Origin of the sequence: Pseudomonas sp. 65/3-MNA-CIBAN-0223, assembly GCF_040310425.1 — a bacterium.
Taxonomy (GTDB): domain Bacteria; phylum Pseudomonadota; class Gammaproteobacteria; order Pseudomonadales; family Pseudomonadaceae; genus Aquipseudomonas; species Aquipseudomonas gregormendelii.
Map to the genome: position 1 here is coordinate 61,085 of NZ_JBEOPV010000025.1, position 24,204 is coordinate 85,288.

Sequence of the window (24,204 nt, forward strand, 5' to 3'; positions counted from 1 at the left end):
CATCATTTACCGGACAAAGCTCGGAAAAGGAGTTTTTGCATGTACAACTCGCAACTGCCAACGGACGGTAGCATTGCGCCAATGGGAACATCCATTGGTGCCGGCGTTTTCGATCAACGTACCGATCGCCATGGCAACGAACGCATCAGGGTCCTGCTCAAGAGCTTCGGCCTGCGCACCAGCCTGATCCGCCTCAAAGTCATCGACGCCCTGTTGAGCGCCGCCGAACAGGAGCGTTCCCTGGGCGTGCGCGGGGTGCACAGCCAACTGCTGGACCTGGATATCCCCCTGTCCTTTCTCAGCGTGCGCGAAGTGTTGAAACGCTTGTGCAGCGAAGGGGTTATCAACCTCAACCCGGACAAGAGCTACAGCCTCAATCCCCAGGCATTCGCCGCATTGCACGGCGAATAAGCATCCGGTGTGCGCCGTTCAGGGCTTGACCTTGCGACGCATCACGCCGTTGATCACCACCACCAGCACCGCCACGCCAATGGCGATGTACTGGAAGGTTTTTTCGCCGATGACGCCGGTGTTCTGCAGATAAGACAAGCCAAACATGATCGCCAGCACTACCAGCGAGATCAAAATCGAATACTTCAAACGTTGTGACTGGGTCATGGGTAATTCCTGAACGTGAAAATATAGCCGCCTGCCTGTCGGGGTACAGGCGGGTCATCATGTTACAGGACTCGATTCCAGCCGGCACCGATGGTTTGCGGTGCAGTTGCACCCCAGGTTTTGCCTCAGGATGGATCCGCCTTGATCCTTCCTGCGCATTTTGTAGCACTTGGAAACACTCATTGAAGGCCTGGCCGTCGAAAAAGGTCAAAATGCATGTTCCCGGCCGCAATTCGAGACGAGACTCCCCATGCGAACCCACCTGCGACTGGCTGCCTTGAGCGCCTTGTTCATTTCTTCCCTGGCCCAGGCCGCCGACCTCATCCCAATCGAGGTCCATCGTGACGCCAACTGCGGCTGCTGCAAAAAGTGGATCAGCCACCTGGAAGCCAATGGTTTCAAGGTCGAGGACCATGTTGAAGCCGACATGAGCGCGTTCAAACAGAAACACGGCGTGCCGCCACGCCTGGCGTCCTGCCACACCGGGCTCATCAATGGCAAATTTGTCGAGGGCCACGTGCCGGCCGATCAGGTGCTGGCCTTGAGCAAGCGCGACGATTTGCTGGGCGTGGCCGCCCCCGGCATGCCCATGGGTTCGCCCGGAATGGAAATGGACGGCATGAGCGACGCCTATCAGGTGATCGGCCTGAACAAGGCTGGCGCTGACGTGGTGGTGGCGGACTATCCGGCCAAGTGATTGTCGGCGCCTACCTGGGGCTTTTCCTCGCCGCGTTCGGCGCCGCCACCTTGCTGCCGTTGCAATCGGAAGCCCTGCTGGTGAGTTTGCTGCTCAGCGGCAAGTACTGGCTTTGGGTGCTGCTGGCGGTCGCGACCCTGGGCAACGTCCTGGGGTCATTGGTGAACTGGTGGCTGGGGCGCGGTATCGAGCGCTTTCGTGATCGTCGCTGGTTTCCGGTGAGCCCCCGACACCTGGAAAAAGCCCGGGTGCACTACCAGCGTTATGGCCATTGGTCGCTGCTGCTCAGTTGGCTGCCGATTATCGGCGACCCGCTGACCCTGGTGGCTGGCGTAATGCGTGAGCCATTGGGCCGATTCCTGCTGATTGTCACTTTCGCCAAGGGCGCGCGTTACGGTGTAGTGGCCGTGGCGACCCTGGGCTTGGCCGGTTGAACGATCGGCCCCGCGTATTGCCTGTTTAATGTTGCCCTAATGAGGCCGTCCCAGGATCGGTCGATTACCAAGGAGTTCACCCATGTCCCTCGCCTTTTCCCGCTGGCTGCCCGGCCTGCTGTTGAGCGCTGCGCTGCCGGCTCTTGCCTACGCCGAAGGTCCGGAATATGGCCCGCAATTGCAGGGCTTCGAGTACCCCTACACGGTGAAGCATTTTGCCTTTGAGTCCCAAGGTGAATCCCTGCAGATGGGCTACATGGACGTCGCCGCCGAAGGCAAGGCCAACGGCCGCAGCGTGGTGCTGATGCATGGCAAGAACTTCTGCGGCGCGACTTGGGACACCTCGATCAAGGCGCTGAGCAAAGCCGGGTACCGGGTCATCGCACCAGACCAGATTGGCTTCTGCACCTCAAGCAAGCCAGCACATTATCAGTACAGCTTCCAGCAACTGGCGACCAATACCCAGCAACTGCTCAAGGCCCTGGGCATCCAGAAGGCGACCCTGCTGGGGCATTCCACCGGCGGCATGCTCGCCACCCGCTACGCGCTGCAATACCCCGAACAGGTCGATCAACTGGCCATGGTGAACCCCATTGGCCTTGAAGACTGGAAAGCCCTCGGCGTGCCCTATCGCACCGTGGACCAATGGTATGAGCGTGAGCTGAAAGTAACCGCACAAGGCATTCGCGACTACGAGCGCAGCACCTACTATGACGGGCGCTGGAAGCCTGAATACGACCGTTGGGTCGACATGTATGCAGGCCTGGCCAAAGGGCCGGGCAAGACCCAGGTGGCGTGGAATTCGGCGCTGATCTACGACATGATCTTCACCCAGCCGGTGTACTACGAATTCAAGGACCTTAAGGTGCCCACCCTGTTGCTGATAGGCACGTCCGATACCACGGCCATCGGCAAGGACATCGCACCGCCGCAGGTCAAGGCGAAAATCGGCCATTACGAAGTGCTGGGCAAAGAAGTGGCCAAACTGATTCCACAGTCGACCCTGGTGGAATTCCCCGGCATGGGCCATGCACCGCAAATGGAAGAGCCGGAAAAATTTCATCAGGCCTTGCTCGCCTGGTTAAGCAAGACCAACTCCGTTCCTTGATGAGGTAAGGCCAATGGCTGTGCAGATTGCGGTGCTCGATGACTGGCAGGACGTGGCGCGCGACGTGGTGGACTGGACAGCACTGGACGCCATTGGCCTGGTGAGTTTCCTTCACGACTTCCCGGCCGATAACGCCACCCTCGCTCAGCGCCTGCAGGCCTTCCAGGTGATCTGCGTGATGCGTGAGCGCACGCGCTTCGATGAAGACCTGCTGCGCCGCCTGCCCAACCTCAAGCTGCTGGTGACCGGGGGCATGCGCAATGCGGCCCTGGACCTCAAGGCCGCGGCAGCCCTGGGAATTCAGGTCTGCGGCAGCGACAGTTACAAGCACGCCGCACCGGAGTTGACCTGGGCGTTGATCATGGCGGCCACGCGCAATCTGCTCGCCGAAGCCAACGCCCTGCGGGCCGGCCACTGGCAGCAAGGCCTGGGGGGCGATCTGCACGGCAAGACCTTGGGCATTCTGGGCCTCGGCAGCATCGGCCAGAAAGTCGCCGGTTTCGGCCAGGCCTTCGGCATGCGGGTGATCGCCTGGAGCGAAAACCTGACCCCCGAGCGAGCGGCGGCCGTCGGCGTGACTCATGTCAGCAAGCAGCAGTTGTTCGAGCAGGCCGACGTACTGTCGGTGCATCTGGTACTCAGCGAGCGCAGCCGTGGGCTGGTGGACGCCGAGGCGCTGGGGTGGATGCAGCCCCACTCGCTGCTGGTCAATACCGCACGCGGACCGATCGTGGACGAGGCGGCGCTGATCAAGGCGTTGCAAAAACAGCAATTGGGCGGCGCGGCCCTGGATGTGTTCGAACAAGAACCCTTGCCAGCCCATCACCCGTTCCGAACACTCGACACTGTGTTGGCAACACCGCATGTGGGCTACGTGAGCCAGCAGAACTATCAGCTGTTCTTTTCGCAGATGATTGAAGACATCCAGGCCTGGGCAACGGGAGCACCGATCCGCCTGCTGACCTGATCAGCAGTCAGGCAGGACACCATCATTTGAGCTTTGCTTACAGGGAGCGCTGCAAAGAAATGAACATTTGCCGGCGCGGCGATGTTCTATAAGTATCACCCCTGAGGATTGGCTCATGAATACTCGTCTTGCCTGGTGCTCCCCCCTGCTGCTGGCCGCTGCGCTATCCAGCTCCCTTGCCTTCGCCAACGCTGACGAAGACGAGGAGCCGGCCAAGCCCAATTGTCCCAAAGGCCAGGTCTGGGACAGCAAGCAGCAAAAATGCCTGATGCAGGACAGCAGCCTGCTGCCTGACGCCGACCGCACCACTTACGCCTATCGCCTGGCCAAGGATGGTCGCTACGAAGAAGCCCTGGCGCTGCTCGACACGCTGAAACAACCCAACACCGCCAAGGCACTGAACTATCGCGGGTACGCCACGCGCAAACTGGGGCGCACCGACGAAGGCATCGGCTATTACCTGCAGTCGGTCAAACTTGACCCGCAGTATGCACAGGTCCGCGAATACCTCGGCGAAGCCTATGTGATCAAGGGCCGACTGGACCTGGCACAGGAACAGTTGCAGCAGATCAAGTCCATCTGCGGCGACACCCGCTGCGAGGCCTATCAGGATCTGGCCGAGGCGATCAACGCCTCATCGAAAACCTGAAACGGCAGCGACGCCGCAGGCTGAATCAGCACCAGGCCCTGGCCCTTGGCGGGGCCGTTCGTCCATCTCATGCTACGTTCGGCAACCACAACCTGAACCGGGCGCCGCCCAGGGGCGAAGCCTCCACCGTAAGTGTGCCGCTTTGGGCCTCCAGGGCTCGACGGCTGATGGCCAGGCCCAGCCCAAAGCCTCCGGTGGCGCGATCGCGGCTGCGATCAAGCCGGTAGAAGGGTTCGAAAATTCGCTCACGTTCGTCGTCAGGGATTCCGATCCCGTCGTCATCCACCCAGATCTCGCAACCGTGCGCCAGCACCTGCACGCTGACCTGGATACGTTTCTCGCAATAGCGCATGGCATTGCGCAATAGGTTCTGCAGCGCCCGCGCGGTGAGGCGTGGGTCGAGGCTGAAGCGCTCAAGCTGGCCATGCAGCCACACGTCGATGACGATGTCCGGCGACTCCAGCTCTTCGTCGACACTGCCCAGCACGCTGTCGATGAACTCATCCAGCGAGACCTCGACTTGCTCAGGCAGACGCGCAGGATTTTGCAGGCGGCTGTAGGACAGCAACTCCAGCACCAGTTCATCCAGTTCGCGAATGTGTGCCACCAAGCCTTGCAAGCGCTCGCGAGTGGCCGCTGGCAAATCATCGGAGAGTGCCAGCGCCAGGCCGAAATCCAGGCGTGTGAGGGGCGTGCGCAGTTCGTGAGAGACGGCATTGAGCAGGTCTCGCTGCTGGTTGAGCAGGCTTTCGATGTCACTGGCCATGGTGTCAAACACGTTCGCCAGGCTGCCGATGTTGGAGCGCGGCGAAATATTCGTGCGCTCACTCAGTTGTCCTTTGCCGAAACGTTCGGCGGTACCCTTGAGGCGCTCCAGATCACGCCAGTGCGCGCGCAGCCACAGTAACAGGCAGGCGAGCATGGTCGCGCCTATCAGGAGGTTAATGCTCCAGTACAACAGGTTGACGTCCAGCGGATCCGGCGGCACCACCATCTTGACCACGGTTTGCTCGTTCAGAGGCGCCACCGCCAGGGTGCGCCAGCCCCAGTCACCGATGCGCACAACCTTCTCGCCGCGCTGCAGGCGTTGGCGCTCCGCCGGAGAGAAATCAGCGTCGTCGATGGGTGACAGTACGATGTGCAGCGGCGCGAACTCCTTGTCCATCTGTTCGGCCAGGCCAGGCCACTGCTCCTGCGGCACGCCATGAAACTGCTTGACGATCAGGCTTTGCAGGCCGCGGGAATAGTCGAGGTTGTAGCTGACAAAGCGCTCGTGAAACAGCTTGATCACCAGGTCCGGTACCAGGTAAATCGCCGCGCTGTAGGAGACGATCGTGACCAGGTACAGGCGGAACAGGATTCTGAACATGGCTTCAGCATTCCCACTCGGAGCGGCTGAACAGGTAGCCCTTGCCCCACACCGTCTTGATCTTGCGCGCCTCGGCGGCGGTGTCGTCGAACTTGCGCCGCAGCTTGGAAATCGCCACGTCCACCGAACGGTCGGTGCCGTTGAACTCGATGCCACGCAGACGTTGCAAGATCTGGTCGCGGCTCAACACTTCGCCCGCGTGCCGGGCCAGTACCACCAGCAGGTTGTACTCGCCGCTGGACAGCTCCACGAGTTGCCCACGCCAGGTCACGGTGCGCTCGGACAGGTCGATGCACAGGTTGCCCATGAGGATCCGGTCGTTGGCGGTCTGCGGCTCGCCCAGGCTGCTGCGGCGCAACAGCGTGCGCACCCGGGCCAGCAGCACCCGGGGCTCGCAGGGCTTGGTGACATAATCGTCGGCGCCCATTTCCAGGCCCAGGACCTGGTCGTGGCTGTCGTCCCGGGCGGTGAGCATCAGGATCGGCAAGGTCGCCGAGTCGGCGCGCAGCAGGCGGCAGACCTGCAAGCCATCGAGCCCCGGCAGCATCAGGTCAAGGATCACCAGATCCGGCGGATTGAGCCGCGCGCGCTCGCGCACATGATCACCACGGCTGATCACGCTGACGGAGTAGCCATTACGTTCCAGATAGCTGGCAATCAGCTCGGCGAGCGCGGTGTCGTCTTCGACCAGGAGGATGTTGGGCATGGGGTGTTTCCAGAAAGTGCGATGGCGACTGTGAAATTGCGATCGCGGGCAAGCCTTGCTCTCAGAGATTCTCGTTGGACACAAATCCTGTGTACACCACAGATCCACTGCGGGAGCGGGCTTGCTCGCGAAAGCGGCATGACAGACGCAATAGGAATCAAGGCCTGCAGGATATACGCCATCACCCACTCCTGAGTAAAACCCTTACACAATTTCACACTGCACGTACAAAGCTTCACCGCTACTCTCGCCCCCTCCCCGTAGGATGCCGGGGGGTCACTATTGGGGTAATACATGTCAAAGAAACTGCTCGCCAGGCTCAGTCTGATTGCACTTGCGCTGACGCTGTGCGCCTGTGACAAGTCGTCGATCGCCGAAGAGACGGCGCCACTGGCTACCGTGCGCATTGAAACCATCGAGGCGCGGCCACTGTCGATTACCAGCGAACTGAGCGGGCGGATTGCCGCGCCGCGCATGGCCGAAGTCCGCGCCCGGGTCCCTGGCGTGGTGTTGCAACGGACCTTTCGCGAAGGCAGCGACGTCAAGCAGGGGGACGTACTGTTTCGTATCGACCCGGCGCCGTTCAAGGCTGACCTCGATAGCGCCGAGGCTGCGCTGCGCAAGGCCGAGGCCAACGCGTTCCAGGCGCGCTTGCAGGAGCAGCGCTACGCCCAGCTGGTGGATGGCAACGCTATCAGCGGCCAGGATTACGACAACGCCCGGGCCGCCGTGCGACAAACTGCTGCCGACGTCGCCGGCAACAAGGCCGCGGTCGAGCGCGCCCGCCTCAACCTCGGCTACGCCACAGTCACTGCACCGATTTCCGGTCGCATCGGCCGCGCCCTGGTCACGGAAGGCGCCCTGGTGGGGCAGAACGAAACCACGCCCCTGGCATTGATCCAGCAGCTCAACCCGATCCATGCCGACCTGACGCAATCGACCCGCGAGCTCAACGACCTGCGCCGCGCGTTTCGCTCCGGTCAGTTGCAGCAGGTAGGTCAGGGCCAGGCCAAGGCTACGCTGATCCAGGACGACGGCAGCCTCTACCCGCTGCCGGGCAAGCTTCTGTTCACCGATATCACGGTGGACCCGGGCACCGGCCAGATCACCCTGCGCAGCGAATTCCCCAACCCGGATCTCGATTTGTTGCCCGGTAGTTTCGTGCGGGTGCGCCTGGAACAGGCCATCGACCAGCAGGGCATCAGCGTGCCGCAGCGGGCCATCCAGCGCGACAGCGCCGGCGTGGCCCAGGTGTTGTTGCTCGATGGCGAACAGCGCGTCGGCCAGCAGCCGGTTGAACTGGGGGCCGTGCAGAACGATCGCTGGATCGTCACCGGTGGCCTGAAGCCGGGCGACCGCATCGTCATCGAAGGCCTGCAGCACGCCCGTACCGGTGAGAAAGTCCAGATCGACGACACCCCTCTTCCACTTGCCCAGGTTTCTGGCCAGTAAGCAGGACGCTTTTTTATGCCGCAGTTCTTTATCGATCGCCCGATTTTTGCCTGGGTAGTCGCCCTGTTCATTCTGCTGGCGGGCGCCCTGGCCATCCCGCAGTTGCCGGTGGCGCAGTACCCCGATGTCGCGCCGCCGCAGGTGGAAATCTATGCCGTTTACCCCGGAGCATCGGCGCAGACCATCGACGAGAGCGTGGTCAGCCTGATCGAGGAAGAGCTCAACGGCGCTGACAATCTGCTGTATTTCGAGTCCCAGAGCAACTTGGGCAGTGCGACGATCAAGGCCACTTTCCAGCCCGGCACCAACCCGGAGCTGGCCCAGGTCGACGTGCAGAACCGCTTGAAAGTGGTCGAGTCGCGACTGCCCCAGGCAGTGAACCAGCAGGGTTTGCAGGTAGAAAAAGTGTCCTCCGGCTTTTTGCTGTTGATCACCCTGACCTCCAGCGACGGCAAGCTCGACCAGACTGCGCTCAGCGATTACCTGGCGCGCAACGTGATGAACGAAATCAAGCGCCTGGACGGCGTCGGCAAGGCGCAGTTATACGGTTCCGAGCGAGCCATGCGTATCTGGATCGACCCACAGAAGCTGATCGGTTTCAACCTGACCCCAGCTGACGTCAACGCTGCCATCGTTGCACAGAATGCCCAGGTCTCGGCCGGCAGCATTGGCGACTTGCCAACCCGCAGCACCCAGGAAATCACTGCGACCATTCTGGTCAAAGGCCAGCTCTCGACCCCGGAAGAATTCGCCGACATCGTGCTCAAGGCCAATCCCGACGGCTCCACCGTGCGCATCGGTGATGTCGCCCGGGTGGAAATCGGCAGCCAGGAATACCAGTTCGGCACCCGCCTGAACGGCAAGCCGTCGACCGCCGTCAGCGTGCAGCTGGCGCCGAGCGCCAACGCCCTGAAAACCGCGACCCTGGTGCGGGCCAAGATGGATGAGCTGGCGCGGTATTTCCCGGCAGGCGTTGAATACAAGATCCCTTACGACACCTCACCCTTCGTCAAGGTCTCGATCACCAAGGTCGTCTACACCCTGGTCGAAGCCATGGTGCTGGTGTTTGCGGTGATGTTCCTGTTCCTGCAGAACATTCGCTACACGCTGATCCCGACCCTGGTAGTGCCGGTCGCACTGATGGGTACCTTCGCCACCATGTTGGCTTTGGGCTTCTCGATCAACGTGCTAACCATGTTCGGCATGGTGCTGGCCATCGGCATACTGGTGGATGACGCCATCGTAGTGGTGGAGAACGTCGAGCGCATTATGGTCACCGAGGGCCTGTCGCCCAAGGAAGCGACGCGCAAGGCGATGCAGCAGATCACCGGGGCGATCATCGGCATCACCCTGGTGCTGGTGGCCGTGTTCATTCCGATGGCGTTCATGCAGGGCTCGGTCGGGGTGATCTACCGGCAGTTCTCCCTGTCGATGGCCACCTCGATCCTGTTCTCGGCGTTCCTCGCCCTGACCTTGACCCCGGCCCTGTGCGCGACCTTGCTCAAGCCGATCGCCAAGGGTGAGCATCATGAAAAGCGCGGTTTCTTCGGCTGGTTCAATCGACGTTTCGAGCAACTGACCGAACGTTATCAAGCCTGGGTCGCTTACGCGCTCAAACGTACGGGGCGCTATCTGCTGATCTACGGCGTGCTGCTGATCGCCCTGGGTATTTGCTTCGTACGCCTGCCCTCCTCGTTCCTCCCGGTGGAGGACCAGGGCTACACCATCACCGACGTACAACTGCCGCCGGGTGCGAGCAAGAACCGTACAGTCGCAGTGGTCGAGCAGATCGAAGCGCATAACGCCAAGGAGCCGGGAGTGGGCGACAGTACGGTGATCCTCGGCTTCAGTTTTTCGGGCAGCGGGCAGAACGCGGCGCTGGCATTCACCACGTTGAAAGACTGGTCCGAACGCGGCAGCGACGATTCGGCGAGCTCGATTGCCGACCGGGCCAACATCGCCCTGAGCCAGATCAAGGACGCCGTGGCGTTCTCGGTGCTGCCCCCACCGGTGGATGGCCTGGGCACTTCCAGTGGTTTCGAGTTCCGCCTGCAGGATCGTGGCGGCCTCGGTCATGCCACGCTGATGCAGGCACGCACCGAGTTGCTGGAGGCAGCAGAGAAAAGCCCAATCCTGATGAACGTGCGCGAAAGCGCCCTGGCCGAGGCACCGCAGGTTCAATTGATCGTCGACCGCAAGCAGGCCAACGCCCTGGGCGTGTCGTTCGCCGAAATCGGCAATGTATTGTCCACCGCCGTGGGCTCCAGCTACGTCAACGATTTCCCCAATCAGGGGCGCATGCAACGGGTGGTGGTCCAGGCCGAAGGCGATCAGCGCAGCCAGGTGGCGGACCTGTTGCAAATGCACGTGCGCAACAACGCCGGAAAAATGGTGCCGCTGTCGGCCTTCGTCGAGGCCAAATGGACACAGGGCCCGGCGCAACTGACCCGTTACAACGGCTACCCGGCGATCAGCATTTCCGGTGAACCCAAGCCGGGGCACAGCACCGGCGAAGCCATGGCCGAGATCGAGCGCCTGGTCGCGCTGGGACCTGCGGGTTTGGGCCAGGAATGGACCGGCTTGTCGCTGCAGGAACGGCTGTCCGGAAGCCAGGCGCCGATCCTTTTAGGATTGTCCTTGCTGATCGTGTTCCTGTGCCTGGCGGCCTTGTACGAGAGCTGGTCGATCCCGACTTCAGTGCTCCTGGTCGTACCGCTCGGCGTGCTGGGCGCGGTACTGGCCGTGACGTTGCGCGGAATGCCTAACGACGTGTTTTTCAAGGTCGGGTTGATCACCATCATCGGCCTGTCGGCGAAGAACGCGATCCTGATCATCGAGTTCGCCAAGAGCCTGTATGACGAAGGTCACGACCTGATCGAGGCGACCCTGCAAGCCGCACGCCTGAGATTGCGGCCGATCGTGATGACGTCCCTGGCGTTCATCCTCGGCGTCGTGCCGTTGGCCATCGCCACCGGCGCCAGCTCGGCCAGCCAGCAAGCGATCGGCACCGGAGTCATCGGCGGCATGATCACCGCGACCCTGGCGGTGTTGTTTGTGCCGGTGTTTTTTGTGGTGGTGATGAAGCTGGTGCGCAAGCGCCATAAGGACCTATAGCCGCCCCCCGTTGTAGGAGCGAGCTTGCTCGCGATGAACGCAAGAACGCTGCTGGGTGTCAGGCTCCCAGCGTCATCGTTAACGACCATCGCGAGCAAGCTCGCTCCTGCAACAGGACCGCGCTATGGTGCACTGACGTCCTGTTACAGTGAGCCGCTATGCCCTTCCTCGCCCGCACCCACCCGCGCCTGTCCGCCGCCGCCACCCTTGGCATTGCGGTGGGCATCCTGGCTCCCGCCGATTCGATCATCAGCAAAATTCTCTTTGGCTGGAATGCCGGGGTCTGGACTTACCTGGTGCTGATGCTCTGGCTCACCGCTCGCGCCAAAGCGCCTGACGTAAAGCGCATCGCTGAAGTCGAAGACGAAAACGCCGGTCTGGTGCTGCTCGTGGTGTGCATCGCCGCCATCGCCAGCCTGGCCACCATCGCCTTCGAACTGGCTGGCAGCAAGCAACTGGACACCACGACCAGACTGCTGCACTACGGCTTCACTGCGCTGACCGTGATTGGCTCATGGCTGCTGATCGGCGTGATATTCAGCGTGCATTACGCGCGCCTGTTCTACACCTGGCGCGGCAAGGACCCGGCACTGCGATTCGCCGAGGGCCTGACCACGCCCAACTATTGGGATTTCCTGTACTTCTCGTTCACCATCGGCGTGGCGGTGCAGACCGCCGATGTGGGTGTCGCCACCCGCGATATGCGCAAGATCGTGCTGGCGCAGTCGTTGGTCGGATTTGTATTTAATACGGCGATATTGGGCTTTTCGATCAATATCGCGGCGGGATTGTTTGGGTAAAAGGCGACGAACATTTTGCCCGGGGCTTGACGCAGGGCATATTCCTGGTGTTTCCTGAAACCGGTTTCAGCGCCAAGCGCCAGCCTTATAAATCCAATAACAAGGTTTCAACCCGTGAACGACTTTTCCGCCGCCCAGCGCAGCCGCGTGACCATGCTTGATGTCGCTGAACACGCCAGGGTTTCCAAGGCCAGTGTGTCGCGATTCATTGGCGAAGACCGCGGCTTGCTCTCCGATGCCATTGCGTTGCGCATCGAGCAGTCGATTGCCGAGCTGGGCTACCGCCCAAACCAGATGGCCCGTGGCTTGAAGCGCGGACGCACGCGCCTCATTGGCATGCTGGTGGCCGACATCCGCAACCCTTATTCGATTGCCGTGATGCACGGGGTGGAAACCGCCTGCCGTCAGCACGGCTACAGCCTGGTGGTGTGCAATACCGATCGCGATGACGAACAGGAGCGCCAACACCTGGCCCTGTTACGTTCGTACAACATCGAAGGCTTGATCGTTAACACCCTGGGCCATCACCGCGACGAATTGCACGAACTGCATCGGGAAATGCCCCTGGTGCTGGTGGATCGCAAGGTCGAGCACCTGGAGAGCGACATGGTCGGGCTGGATAACTCGCAGGCGGTCGAGATGGCCATCGAGCACCTCGAAGCTCAGGGCTATCGAGATGTACTGTTGGTGACCGAGCCATATGACGGCACCAGTTCGCGTATCGAGCGCGTCAGCAGTTTCAAATCGCAGGTCGCCCAGCGGCCTTCACTGCGAGGCGCAATTATCGAAACCGGCAGCCAACTCACGGCTCATCTCAAGGCTTTCCTGGACGCTCCTGGCCCCGGCCCGAAAGCGCTCTTCTGCGCCAACGGCATTGCGGCACTGGCCAGCACCCACGCACTGCGGGAACTGCAATGCGATCTGTTTGCGAATGTGGGCTTGATTGCCCTGGACGACCTGGATTGGTACCCGCTGGTGGGCAGTGGCATTACCGCCCTTGCGCAGCCGACCGCGCAAATTGGAGCAAGTGCATTCGAGTGCCTGCTCAAGCGACTGCGTGGGCAGGCTGGGCCGGTTCGAACGCTGGATTTTTCGGCGCAGTTGATCGTGCGGGGCTCGACGCTCGGGAGTTCCGGGTGATGGGGCCTGCAGCAACACCCACCAGAAACTATTTTTTTGAATAAAAATGAAACCGGTTTCAGAGGTAAATAACAATGAAAAAATCACCCGTCTCCATCAGCCTTTCCAGCTACGGCGCCGAGCTGGTACGCCAGCGCGGCCAAGGCAGTTTCATCGAAATCCTCGCCGCCGCCGGTGCTTCCCACATCGAATGGCGTGAGGAATTGTTGACCCACGAACACGCCACGCAGCTGGCCCAAGCCACCTCCAACCATGGCCTGGAAAGCATCTACTCCTCACCCGTGGAGCTATGGCTGGCGGGCCGTTCAAACCCTAATCCCGCGTTGACTGCAGCCCTGCACAGCGCCCAGGCCTTCGGCGCCAAATGGCTGAAAGTCTCGCTGGGTTATTTTACTGATAACAATGACCTGCAAGGTCTGGCCCGTACCCTGGGCGACTGCGGCGTGCAACTGCTGGTAGAAAACGACCAGACCCTGCACGGAGGCCGCATCGAACCCTTTCAGCGCTTTTTCGGCGAAGTGGAGCAACACCAACTGCCCATCAGAATGACCTTCGATATCGGCAACTGGCACTGGCAGGACCAGTGCGCCGCAAGCGCCGCTCGAATGCTCGGTCGTCACGTCGGCTATGTGCACTGCAAGGCCGTGACGCGCCGGGCCGATGGCAAACTGATTGCCACCCCGCCCGCCCCGGCGGATCTGCAGCAATGGGAACAACTGCTGCGCCACATGCCCCAGGGCGTCATTCGGGCGGTGGAGTATCCACTCCAGGGCGACGACCTCGCGCAACTCACCGGCGAACACGTCGCCGCCCTCGCCCGCCTGGGTCAATCGCGACTGGAGAGCGCTCATGTCTGAGATCGATATCCTGTCGTTTGGCGAGACCATGGCGATGTTTGTCGCCGAAGAGCCCGGCGACCTGGCCAGCATCACCCGGTTCCACAAGCGCATCGCCGGGGCTGACAGCAACGTCGCCATCGGCCTGTCGCGGCTTGGATTCAAAGTGGCCTGGCTGAGCAGGGTCGGTGCCGATTCACTTGGCAGGTTCGTGATCGACACGCTTGAAAAGGAAGGACTGGACTGCCGTCATGTCGACATTGATGTCGCGCACCCGACCGGATTCCAGCTCAAGTCACGCACCGAGGACGGCAGCGATCCGGTAGTGGAGTATTTCCGCCGTGGTTCGGCCGCCAGTCACCTGTCCCCGCAGTCAATTGTCCCCCAATTGCTGAACGCCCGGCACCTGCACGCCACCGGTATTCCTGCGGCCCTGTCAGCAAGCGCACGGCAACTGTCGCTGGAATTGATGACACGCATGCGCGATGCAGGACGCAGCGTATCGTTCGACCCCAATCTGCGGCCGAGCCTGTGGGCCAGCACGCAACAGATGGTCACCGAAACCAACCGCCTGGCTGCCCTCGCCCATTGGGTGCTGCCAGGATTGAGCGAAGGCCGGTTGCTGACCGGCTTCGAAGACCCTGCCGATATCGCTGCTTTTTACCTCGACCAGGGCGTAGAGGCTGTGGCGATCAAGCTGGGCCCGCACGGTGCCTATTACCGAACTCATCAGGATCAGGGTTTTGTCGCCGGCGTGCCGGTGCAGGCAGTGGTCGACACGGTGGGTGCCGGTGATGGCTTTGCCGTGGGCATGATCAGCGCCTTGCTGGAAAACCACAGCTTTGCCGAGGCCGTGAAGCGGGCCAACTGGGTTGGCAGCCGGGCGGTGCAGAGTCGGGGGGATATGGAGGGGTTGCCTACCCGGGCCGAGATGAGCGCTGAGTTAGAGGCCGCCGTCGCGAGCGGGCTCGCTCCCGCACTGGATAGGGTTCCAAGCCAAATGCCCTGGGGGAGCGAGCCTGCTCGCGATAAGGCCTGACCATTCACTGAAGATTCCGAATTCGTTACCTGCTGCGACAAAAACAACAAGCTCAGGAGCACCACCATGAAAACCGCAACCCTCGCCACCCGCCGCTGGTGGTACATCATGCCCATCGTGTTCATCACCTACAGCCTGGCGTATCTGGATCGCGCCAATTACGGCTTCGCCGCCGCCTCGGGCATGGCCGCCGACCTGATGATTACCCCGGGCCTGTCCTCCCTGCTCGGCGCCCTGTTCTTCCTCGGCTACTTTTTCTTCCAGGTGCCGGGGGCGATCTATGCGCAGAAACACAGCGTGAAGAAACTGATTTTCGTCAGCCTGATCCTCTGGGGCAGCCTGGCGACCCTGACCGGAATCGTCTCCAATGCCTATTGGTTGATCGTCATCCGCTTCATGCTCGGCGTGGTCGAGGCCGCGGTGATGCCGGCGATGCTGATCTATCTGTGCCACTGGTTCACCCGCGCCGAACGCTCGCGGGCCAACACCTTCCTGATCCTCGGCAACCCGGTGACCATGCTGTGGATGTCGGTGGTCTCAGGCTATCTGGTACAGCACTACAGCTGGCGCTGGATGTTCATCATCGAGGGCTTGCCTGCGGTGCTGTGGGCCTTCATCTGGTGGCGCCTGGCCGACGATCGTCCGGCCCAGGCCAAATGGCTCAGTGACCAGGAAAAACACGACCTGGAAAGCGCCTTGGCTGCCGAGCAAGTCGGCATCAAGGCGGTGAAAAACTATGCCGAAGCCTTTCGCTCGCCAAGGGTGATAATCCTCGCGTTGCAGTTCTTCTGCTGGAGCATCGGCGTCTATGGCTTCGTATTGTGGCTGCCGTCGATACTCAAGGCCGGTGCACAAATGGACATGATTGAAGCGGGTTGGCTGTCGGCGCTGCCCTACCTGGCCGCCGTCATCGGCATGTTGCTGGTGTCCTGGGCGTCGGACAAACTGCAAAAACGCAAACGCTTCGTCTGGCCACCACTGCTGATCGCCTCGAATTCTTCTGGACCCAAGCTAACAGTTAGTCGTGATTTTATCCATACAATTCAATAGCTTAATTCTTCTAACTATTTTGCATTCATTTTGCGCAAGTTCACGTGATTAAGCGGTCGTCCACTCATGCGGCAAACTCGGGCATTTTTCCTCCCCAGTGCGTCTGCCAATGGCGAGGATGTCTTTCAATAGATACACAGTTCAGGTCGTAAGTGCTGGATGGATTCAAATCGTGGCTGCCGCGCATTTGCCGCTGCGCAGCAACTTGCTGAATAGCTGCTCTAGAACACCAAAGGCCCCACAATCGCACCTGATTATGGGGTATGCGCCCCTCCTCCGAACTGTTCATGACACCTACGAAGGCCCGCGCTCAACGGGAAGTTGTGTGACGCGCTAACTGTAACGACCTGCATTTGAAAACGCGCCGACCTGCAATCAAGGCGTTTTCCGACCAGGATTAACTGCGACTGTCCGGCCCGGCCAGCATTAGCTGCAAATGACGGGGTTTATAGGTAGATGATCAAAGGCTGCATCAGCTCCTATATGGGCACGCGTAGAATCCAGAAAAGTCGCACGTTGAGGCCCAAGCAACCACTGCCTACCCTGCTTCGAGCAAACGCGTGGGGCCTACAGCTTTGAGGCCCACTACGCTATGTGCGGGCTCGGTCTCGCCCAAAGGGTTCGGTCAACTGACCAAGGTAACCTTTGGGATAGTCCCTCTCACGCAAGCCGACATTGGCGTCGACCTGCTTTCCTGTACTGTCGTAGAACGTCCCAAATAGCCGATCCCACACCATCAGAAATTCGCCGAAGTTCACCAGGGCATCTTCGAAGTCGCGCTTGTGGTGCCAGCGATGAATCTTGGCGACCCCGAGCACATACCGCAACCCATCCCACCCGGTAGTCCAGGTTCGAGTGCTGAAAGGCCAGATGCGCGGTCAGGATACCGAACCAGGTGGCAACCACTGCCGAAGGCGCGCCGAATGCAAACAGCACCACCAATCCCGGTCCCGCCATGAGTGCGGCATGTAGGGGATGCCGGCGCTCACCGTTCATCCAGTACAAGCGCTCGGCACTGTGGTGAATCATATGAAAACGCCATAGCCAGGGTACGTGGTGGCTGATCCGGTGCATGGCGTACAGGCTCAGATCGAGCACGGCGGCAACCAGCAGCAGCTGCAGCCACAGCGGGCTTTCAACTGGAAAGACACGAACGGAAGCTGGTACCGCATCGCCCAGCCTAGCCAAGTTTTCGGCGGTGAACTGGATGACGGAAAGATTCACTAGCATATGCACCAGGTCGGTCAGGGTGTCCTGGTGATCCTCCAGCCAGCCCTGGCGGAAAGGTTGGATGCGTTCCAGCGCCGCCACAGCCAAAAGACCGACTGCGGCAACCAAGGGTGTGCTGGGCCAATACGGCACACCGGCGTACAAGGCCCTGACCATGAAGGCAGCGCTGCCACCAAACACGAGCGGGTAACTCAACCAGCGCAGGGCAAATTGAAGGGAAGTGGACATCGCTCAGCTCCTGTGTAGAGAGCCTTCATGGTATGTGGAGAGGACGTCGTTCGACTTGAACGAAAGAGCTATGACGCCTGGAGCCCTACCTCAGCTAGGGCAGAGGACGGATCGATGCCCAGCAGCATTCTGAATGTCCGGGAGAAATGCGCCGAATCGGAAAAGCCCGCCGCATGCGCGGCTTCGGTCAACCGGCCCCCTTGAGCCATATGTTGAAGGGCTTGGGTGAGGCGCAGCCATTTGACGTAACTGCGCAATGGCACACCTGTTTGCTCCACGAACCAATGGGAAAAGCGTGTCGGGGATAGATGCACCAACGCAGCCATTACCTCACGCCCCATTTGGCCTTCGCGCAGCGTTGCGGTGACTTTGGTCAGGCGCGGATCGCGGATTGGCGGATCGGGAAGCCGCAACAGCTGACGTACCTGTGCCTGCAACTGGACAGCTGCATGCCCCGACGTACTCAACGCCTCGACTATCGCAACAACGTCGGCAGGGAGTATCTCCATCAGCCTCGCGGCTCCGCTCATCCGCAAGGCACGTACCTCATCGGACAGCACATCCAGGTAGATCGAGAGGACATGCCCTGCACACAGCCGGTGCTTCAAGCCTGCCGGAGTGAGGATGCCAGGCCCACCGAATCAAGGCGTTGTTCAGTAACACACTCGACCCGACTCGGGCCGTCGAATTACGCGACAAGATGCTGGCAGCGGGCTTGCCGGTCTGAGCCCTGTCATTTGCAGCTAATGCTGGCTGGCGACGATGGAATGCAGGTCGGGGCGTTCTCAAATACAGGTCGTTACAGCTAGAGAGCCTATAATGATGATCAGGCTCGCGAAAACCTAGCTTCGCCGAGCAAACACGAGGAGATGAAGATGGTAGATGTCGCAAATACACGTCCGGAGGGCCAGGGACATGGGCTGCTTTGTCCTGCCTGCAGGGTCGATCTGGTCATGAGCGAGCGCCAGGGCATCGAGATCGACTATTGTCCGAAATGCCGTGGCGTTTGGCTGGATCGAGGCGAGCTCGACAAGATCATCGAGCGCAGCGCCGACGCTGGCCCCGCTCAAACCCAAACCTACGCACCGAAGCCCGCACCGCAACAGGGGCAGCCTAGTCCGTCCCAAGGCTACTACGATGACGGTCATGGTTCGGGGCACGGAGGACACCGTCGCAAGCGATCATTCCTGTCAGATCTCTTCGACTGAGATCTTTGCTTCGGGACCGCTGCGGCGCCCTTCCACTGATTACTGAGGATCAAACATGGGCGCAGGGCATTCACACGCGGTGGCAGTTCCGCCCGGAACCGCAGCGGGACGGCATAAGAGCAGACTCGTAGGGGCGCTCGCCCTCACCACGACGTTCATGGTGGTTGAGGTGATCGGCGGCCTGTGGACGGGCAGCCTTGCGCTCCTCGCGGATGCGGCGCACATGCTGACCGACGCTGGCGGCCTTGCCCTGGCGCTGATCGCCGTCCGTTTTGCGGAACGCCCGGCGACGCCGCAGAAAACCTACGGTTTTGCTCGCATGGAGGTACTGTCGGCGCTTACGAATGCCGTCGTGCTCCTTCTACTGACCGTTTATATCTTCTACGAGGCCTATCAGCGTTTCCTGAACCCGCCGGAAATTCTAGCTGGACCGATGCTTGCCGTGGCGGTGGTCGGGCTTGTGGTCAACTTGATCAGCATGAGGCTCCTGTCCGCCGGGTCGTCGGAAAGCCTCAATGTAAAGGGAGCCTATTTCGAGGTGCTCAGCGACATGCTGGGCTCGCTCGGCGTCATCGTCGCCGCAGGCGTCATCATGCTCACCGGCTGGACGCTGGCCGATCCGATCATCGGCGCTGGCATCGGGCTTTTTATCATTCCGCGCACGTGGATATTGTTGAAGCAGGCAATCCACATCCTGATGGAAGGCACGCCGCCCCAAGTCAATATAGCGCTGCTGGAGCGAAAGTTGCTGGACATTTCCGGCGTGACAGCCGTCCACGATCTTCATGTCTGGACGATAACCTCCGGCATCGACGCCATGAGCTGCCACCTGGTCGTGGCCGACATGGCCCAGGCGCGGATGACGCTTATCAGCGCAAATGAGGCGATGAAGACCGGTTTCGGCCTGACACATGCGACGATCCAGATCGAGGATCAGAACCTGCGTGAGGCTGAGTGCGAATTAAGGCTATAGTGCTAGCAGGGGAAGGCGACTGGACAACCGGCCGGACGAACGCGACGGCGATGGTTGGCGCTGCGGGTGGACGTGCTTGAAGAACGGGCCGGTTTCCCTGGAAATCTTGCCCCGGCGAAAAACGGAGACCGAGATGGGAAAACATGGCCACCATGACCGCGGGTATCGCGATAGTTACTATCGGAGAAACGATCGCGATCCGAAGATGACGGGGGAGCCGGTCGATTATGATGCGCGTCCGAGCCTGCCGAGAAAACTGCCGATGGCTGTCGTTCTTGTCGGCCTCGTTCTGTGGTCGCTTCTCGCCTGGGTCGGTTATGCCCTGGTTGATCCCGTCCTCGGCTGGGTGGCGGCCAATGCCGGCCTCCTGGTGGACGGCGGGAAGGGCCTCGCGACCGGAGCCGGCAAGGAGGTTGGCAGTGTCGTCGATAATCTCAACGTTAGCGGCTTTTTGGGACAAGCCATCGCCTTGCTCCGAGTCATCGTGAAGCCGGCGATTATTGTTCTCTGGGTGATCGGTACCCTTGTCCTCATTGCCGCGCCCGTGATTCTGCCGAGGGTCGGCCGGCTGCTTGGTGGGCGCCGGCACTGATCGCGTCTGCCAACTTCTGCAACCATGACAGCGGCTCGAACCGCATCACCGACTCATTGAGCACCCCGTCGGTCTTTAGGATCTGCTTCAGGGGCGGCATTCTTGAGTGGGGCGAGATAGCGCAAGGTCACATAGGTGACCGCGCTTAGGATCACGGCGATAGCCCATCATGTGTTGAATTGCATCCAAAAATACCCACTTTCAGGGGTAATTTGGCACCAGCCGGTTCATGTTTTTAGCGCTGCAGACGTCTTGGTCAACAAATCCGGCAAGTTGGCCAGGCCCTGCGCACAGGGGCGTACCAGCAGATCGGCGAATTTCTGATGGTGTGGGATCGGCTATTTGGGACGTTCTACGACAGTACAGGAAAGCAGGTCGACGCCAATGTCGGCTTGCGTGAGAGGGACTATCCCAAAGGTTACCTTGGTCAGTTGACCGAACCCTTTGGGCGAGACCGAGCCCGCACATAGCGTAGTGGGCCTCAAAGCTGTAGGCCCCACGCGTTTGCTCGAAGCAGGGTAGGCAGTGGTTGCTTGGGCCTCAACGTGCGACTTTTCTGGATTCTACGCGTGCCCATATAGGAGCTGATGCAGCCTTTGATCATCTACCTATAAACCCCGTCATTTGCAGCTAATGCTGGCCGGGCCGGACAGTCGCAGTTAATCCTGGTCGGAAAACGCCTTGATTGCAGGTCGGCGCGTTTTCAAATGCAGGTCGTTAAACGTAGTAGGGCAATGCTACGAAGTGTCCTATGCGCGCGGTGTTGGCAAAGTGAAGGGGGAGCTATCGCAGGAGGAAGGCGCCAAGCTTCAGAACAGGAAGGTCAACAAAATCTGATGAACGCCGGCCGCTAGAGAGGCCGGTGCGACCATAGAAAAAGGCCGGGATTATTCCTGGTCTTTTTTTAGTCGCTAAATGAACGAGAGCTAGCCCGATGAACGATCAAACCAAGCCTAATGCCACTGAAAACGGCCACGAAGCAATGCACAAGTTAGCCCAATCGGTTCCGGACCGGGCAAGCACGGATTTGCACGGCCCCGATTTCGCGACGCTGACCGAGCTTGAATTAAATCTCTTCCGCGCCCTGCGTGCTGAAGGCCAAAAATTTGGCCTGATCGTGAGCGTTGAGGTTATGGACGACAGTGAGGACATTCAGAGCTAGCGACCGCATCCCCGTCGCAGCAGTCCGACAGGGTGATTTTAGATTTTTGTCGCAGCCCCCCCTTATTTTGGTATTTTTACTGGGTGATGCTCAGATGTTTGTGCGAGCTTTAATGGTGTCAACGCTTTGGCTTGGCAGGTACTGAACAGATCTAGCTCTTGGCGATATGCTGAAGTTTGAATACCCATCAACCCTAATACAGAATGGAATAAGTTGTCATGGGACAGCGATACACCACGTTGTTCCTTCAAACATTGAGGATTGAGGTTTTGACGCGACTGCATGTCTTTGGAGATCCAGAGTATCATGGGGATACTAGTCTGCTCGCTGGGAGCCATGGCATAAGGAAGTCCGTGCAAGTAAAGCCCATTCTCTCCGAGGGACTCACCGTGATCAGAGACATAAAGCATCGCTGTATCAAAACGTTCAGCGTTACGCTTTAGCAGGTCGATCGTTTGCCCAAGTACGTAGTCCGTATAACCAAGACTGTTATCATAGGCACTGACAATGCTTTCGCGCGTACAACGTTCAAGTTGGTTATTGTCGCAAACGGGCCCGAATCGTTCGAACGCTGGTGGATAGCGCTTGAAATAGGATGGGCCGTGACTGCCTTTCATGTGTAGCACCACGATTGAATCCCGCTGCTGTTGATCCAAGTATGCTTGTAAATCTTGCAATAAAATTTCATCGTAACACTCGTCGGCTCTGCATAATCCCAGCGTTTTCTGATTGTTCAATTTTTCATTTGGTACTCGGTCGCAAATACCTTTGCAACCTGAGTTATTGTCTCTCCAAATTACCGATACACCGGCCCGCTGCAATACGTCTAATAGTCCTTCTCTACGCAGCGCCATACCGTCTTTGTATCCTTCTTTACCCACGTCCAGGAACATGCAGGGTAAAGAAACGGCCGTAGCTGTTCCACATGAGCTGACATTGGTAAAACTTAAGACACCACGACTGGCTAATTCCGGATTGGTATCCCGGGTATAGCCATTGAGGGAGAAATTCGCGGACCTAGCGGTTTCACCCACCATCAGTACCGTTAGCCGTGGTTTGCGTACATCAACAGTAGCTTCTTCACGGCGGGCATCAGCACCAATGATTTTTAATTCGGTGGGAACTGCTAGCTGGCGACGCGTATACCCATGGATTGCCGAAACCACATTCGACGGAACCAACATCAATCGGAGTTCGCGATGGTTACGCATCAGCGATGCATAGGATTGATAAAGCGTAAATACGATGATCGCCAAGCAGGTTAGCGCGACCGCCATACCCATCAATCGATGAGCAAGTGCGCGGGACCACGATCGTTGGATCAAACGGACTCGAGTGATAATCAGCAACGGAATAACACCAAAGCCCAGCATCCACAGCAGTAGTTCCCAGTTCAGTAGGTCCATGGCCTCGGAACTGTCCGTTTGCATCACATTCGTTAGCATGCTGTAATCAATTACTATGCCATAGCTATTCATAAAGTAACTCGTTGCTGCCGCAACCAGCAGCACGATAGCTAGCACAGGTTTTATCAAGTGCCCCCAAGCCATCACGCTGAGCAATATGTATAGCCAAATCAACACAAACCAAGGCAGGCTAAGCACGAATATGGTGTTTCCGTCCTGTAGGCCTCCCACGCCTTGCCATACAGCTCGCCAAAATGGCCAGTTACTCAACAATAGAAGCCAAGTTGAAACTGCAAGGATTAACTGGTTACTACCGAGTGTGATTTCCCAACTGCGAATGGGTACTTTGTTATTCATGGGTACTCCGGAATATCTCGACGTATCCAGGCGCGAACTGCCACCGGAGTGTCACTATGTTTTAGGTAAGAAAAAATCGCCAAGGGCGCGGTGCAACTCGTGGATGCACCAGTGACCCTGAACGTTCTGGTCAGCTAGTTGGCGATCCGCGACTAGCCAAACCGCCAGACACCCCAAACTAATGAAAATCTTTTTCATGAGGCAATCCCCCAGTAGTCGTTGAGCTTTTTTCGCAGCACCAACAACGCGGCTGTTTCAGCGAGCGCCTTGTCTTTGCGGCGCAGTTCGCGCTCAAGTTCCTGGATGCGTTTCTTGTCCTTGCGGGCTTGCTCGCGGTCGTCTTTTTGCTGGGCCTTTTCCGATTTCTGGCCGGTGATGAAGGCTTGTCGCCAGGCCGTGATTTGCTCGGGGTAAAGGCCTTTGCGGCGGCAATACTCGCCCAGCTCGATCTCGGACAAACCGGACGCTTCAAGGACGACAGCAAACTTGGTTTCGGCTGACCAGCTCTGAGTCGATTGCTTGTTTTCGGACACTGCATTTCCTTCAGAACTGAGCTGCTTGCGCCAGTTGGACAAAGACATTTCGCTGACCCCTTCGCGCCGGGAGACCTCGGCCATCGACAGGTTCAGCGGGGGAAGCAGCATCTTGAGTAATGCGGCTCTGCGTTCAGGTGAATAATACGGCACGACCAGTCTCTTTCCGCCCCCGATGTGCTTTTTTAGGAAAATTCGGAGAGGCGACAACTATCCTGACACCGGGGGATTTACGCCCCCAAAACGCGCAGCTTGTTTGTTCACTAATAAATATTTGATGGTCTAAAAAACTGCGAGCATCGATTTCAGGCGGCTGGATTCGATCAGAAGTCGACACGTCCGCAGGATCCTATGACGCGTAGATTTTTTGCACGCTCAATGTACTGCTGAGAAGTTATCAGAATGGTGACTGAAGAATTACAAATTTGTTATAAGCCCCTCAGCCGCGGACAATTCGTCTAAGGAAGGTCTGAAGTACCCACCGATTTTTCATGCCCTCGTTACTTGAGGTTCAAAAAAACATGCGTCGGTCGAAA

21 protein-coding genes and 3 pseudogenes are annotated in these 24,204 nt (G+C 59.3%); 17 read left to right on the forward strand and 7 right to left on the reverse strand.

Annotated elements, in window-relative coordinates; all coding sequences use genetic code 11:
• The first annotated feature begins 39 nt into the window (after positions 1–39).
• On the forward strand, positions 40–411 hold the full coding sequence (locus AAEZ09_RS24220; protein WP_045058338.1) for a fe2+ zn2+ uptake regulation protein: 372 nt from the start codon (positions 40–42) through the stop codon (positions 409–411).
• An 18-nt stretch (positions 412–429) separates the two neighbouring features.
• On the opposite strand, the gene AAEZ09_RS24225 is transcribed toward AAEZ09_RS24220, so the two are convergent.
• Positions 430–618, reverse strand: a complete 189-nt coding sequence (locus AAEZ09_RS24225) for a hypothetical protein (RefSeq protein ID WP_045058337.1) — start codon at positions 616–618, stop codon at positions 430–432.
• Between the two features lie 250 nt (positions 619–868).
• On the opposite strand from AAEZ09_RS24225, the gene AAEZ09_RS24230 reads away from it, so the two are divergent.
• From AAEZ09_RS24230 to AAEZ09_RS24250, 5 genes are all read left to right on the forward strand, one after another.
• On the forward strand, positions 869–1,315 hold the full coding sequence (locus AAEZ09_RS24230) for a DUF411 domain-containing protein (protein ID WP_045058336.1): 447 nt from the start codon (positions 869–871) through the stop codon (positions 1,313–1,315).
• Complete coding sequence (locus AAEZ09_RS24235; RefSeq protein ID WP_045058352.1) at positions 1,315–1,749, forward strand: YqaA family protein; 435 nt, start codon at positions 1,315–1,317, stop codon at positions 1,747–1,749. Before AAEZ09_RS24230 ends, AAEZ09_RS24235 begins: the two co-directional genes overlap by 1 nt.
• 82 nt (positions 1,750–1,831) lie before the next feature.
• The gene (locus tag AAEZ09_RS24240) at positions 1,832–2,857 is read left to right on the forward strand and encodes an alpha/beta fold hydrolase (RefSeq protein ID WP_350601094.1); all 1,026 of its coding nucleotides are present in this window, start codon (positions 1,832–1,834) and stop codon (positions 2,855–2,857) included.
• Between the two features lie 13 nt (positions 2,858–2,870).
• Positions 2,871–3,824 carry a D-2-hydroxyacid dehydrogenase family protein gene (locus AAEZ09_RS24245; protein WP_045058334.1) on the forward strand — a complete coding sequence of 318 codons (954 nt, stop codon included), beginning with the start codon at positions 2,871–2,873 and terminating at the stop codon, positions 3,822–3,824.
• A gap of 115 nt (positions 3,825–3,939) precedes the next feature.
• Positions 3,940–4,473 carry a tetratricopeptide repeat protein gene (locus tag AAEZ09_RS24250; protein ID WP_205893665.1) on the forward strand — a complete coding sequence of 178 codons (534 nt, stop codon included), beginning with the start codon at positions 3,940–3,942 and terminating at the stop codon, positions 4,471–4,473.
• Between the two features lie 67 nt (positions 4,474–4,540).
• Here the strand turns inward: AAEZ09_RS24250 and AAEZ09_RS24255 are convergent, their stop codons facing one another.
• A complete protein-coding gene (locus AAEZ09_RS24255; RefSeq protein ID WP_045058332.1) occupies positions 4,541–5,842 on the reverse strand; it encodes an ATP-binding protein in 1,302 nt (433 codons plus the stop codon).
• Between the two features lie 4 nt (positions 5,843–5,846).
• Entirely contained in the window at positions 5,847–6,548 is a 702-nt protein-coding gene (locus AAEZ09_RS24260; protein ID WP_045058331.1) for a response regulator, read from the reverse strand.
• Positions 6,549–6,842: 294 nt separating this feature from the next.
• On the opposite strand from AAEZ09_RS24260, the gene AAEZ09_RS24265 reads away from it, so the two are divergent.
• From AAEZ09_RS24265 to AAEZ09_RS24295, 7 genes and pseudogenes are all read left to right on the forward strand, one after another.
• Positions 6,843–8,000, forward strand: coding sequence for an efflux RND transporter periplasmic adaptor subunit (locus tag AAEZ09_RS24265; protein ID WP_205893663.1), 1,158 nt, complete (start codon positions 6,843–6,845; stop codon positions 7,998–8,000).
• Between the two features lie 15 nt (positions 8,001–8,015).
• Positions 8,016–11,114, forward strand: coding sequence for a multidrug efflux RND transporter permease subunit (locus tag AAEZ09_RS24270; protein WP_350601096.1), 3,099 nt, complete (start codon positions 8,016–8,018; stop codon positions 11,112–11,114).
• Between the two features lie 158 nt (positions 11,115–11,272).
• A complete protein-coding gene (locus AAEZ09_RS24275) occupies positions 11,273–11,914 on the forward strand; it encodes a DUF1345 domain-containing protein (RefSeq protein ID WP_045058328.1) in 642 nt (213 codons plus the stop codon).
• A 114-nt stretch (positions 11,915–12,028) separates the two neighbouring features.
• Positions 12,029–13,054: a LacI family DNA-binding transcriptional regulator gene (locus AAEZ09_RS24280; protein WP_350601097.1), complete on the forward strand. Its 1,026-nt coding sequence runs from the start codon at positions 12,029–12,031 to the stop codon at positions 13,052–13,054.
• Positions 13,055–13,128: 74 nt separating this feature from the next.
• Positions 13,129–13,911 carry a sugar phosphate isomerase/epimerase family protein gene (locus AAEZ09_RS24285; RefSeq protein WP_350601099.1) on the forward strand — a complete coding sequence of 261 codons (783 nt, stop codon included), beginning with the start codon at positions 13,129–13,131 and terminating at the stop codon, positions 13,909–13,911.
• On the forward strand, positions 13,904–14,929 hold the full coding sequence (locus tag AAEZ09_RS24290) for a sugar kinase (protein WP_350601100.1): 1,026 nt from the start codon (positions 13,904–13,906) through the stop codon (positions 14,927–14,929). The genes AAEZ09_RS24285 and AAEZ09_RS24290 overlap by 8 nt, the downstream gene beginning before the upstream one ends.
• A gap of 66 nt (positions 14,930–14,995) precedes the next feature.
• Positions 14,996–15,922, forward strand: a pseudogene (locus AAEZ09_RS24295) (MFS transporter); the annotation flags it as partial.
• Positions 15,923–16,569: 647 nt separating this feature from the next.
• On the opposite strand, the pseudogene AAEZ09_RS24300 reads toward AAEZ09_RS24295, so the two are convergent.
• Positions 16,570–17,437, reverse strand: a pseudogene (locus tag AAEZ09_RS24300) (sterol desaturase family protein).
• Between the two features lie 68 nt (positions 17,438–17,505).
• Complete coding sequence (locus tag AAEZ09_RS24305; RefSeq protein WP_231990919.1) at positions 17,506–17,946, reverse strand: helix-turn-helix transcriptional regulator; 441 nt, start codon at positions 17,944–17,946, stop codon at positions 17,506–17,508.
• A gap of 366 nt (positions 17,947–18,312) precedes the next feature.
• Between AAEZ09_RS24305 and AAEZ09_RS24315 the strand changes: the two genes are divergently transcribed.
• The 4 genes from AAEZ09_RS24315 (at position 18,313) to AAEZ09_RS24330 (ending at position 21,372) form a co-directional block, all read left to right on the forward strand.
• Entirely contained in the window at positions 18,313–18,645 is a 333-nt protein-coding gene (locus tag AAEZ09_RS24315) for a TFIIB-type zinc ribbon-containing protein (RefSeq protein ID WP_077750425.1), read from the forward strand.
• Between the two features lie 55 nt (positions 18,646–18,700).
• The gene (locus tag AAEZ09_RS24320; protein WP_077750424.1) at positions 18,701–19,618 is read left to right on the forward strand and encodes a cation diffusion facilitator family transporter; all 918 of its coding nucleotides are present in this window, start codon (positions 18,701–18,703) and stop codon (positions 19,616–19,618) included.
• Between the two features lie 76 nt (positions 19,619–19,694).
• Entirely contained in the window at positions 19,695–20,210 is a 516-nt protein-coding gene (locus tag AAEZ09_RS24325; RefSeq protein ID WP_197678977.1) for a hypothetical protein, read from the forward strand.
• A gap of 934 nt (positions 20,211–21,144) precedes the next feature.
• Positions 21,145–21,372 carry a hypothetical protein gene (locus AAEZ09_RS24330; RefSeq protein WP_077750423.1) on the forward strand — a complete coding sequence of 76 codons (228 nt, stop codon included), beginning with the start codon at positions 21,145–21,147 and terminating at the stop codon, positions 21,370–21,372.
• Between the two features lie 62 nt (positions 21,373–21,434).
• On the opposite strand, the gene AAEZ09_RS24335 is transcribed toward AAEZ09_RS24330, so the two are convergent.
• Positions 21,435–23,135, reverse strand: a complete 1,701-nt coding sequence (locus tag AAEZ09_RS24335; protein ID WP_077750422.1) for a phosphoethanolamine transferase — start codon at positions 23,133–23,135, stop codon at positions 21,435–21,437.
• 204 nt (positions 23,136–23,339) lie between these two features.
• Positions 23,340–23,821: pseudogene (locus AAEZ09_RS24340) on the reverse strand (transposase); the annotation flags it as partial.
• Positions 23,822–24,204: the final 383 nt, after the last annotated feature.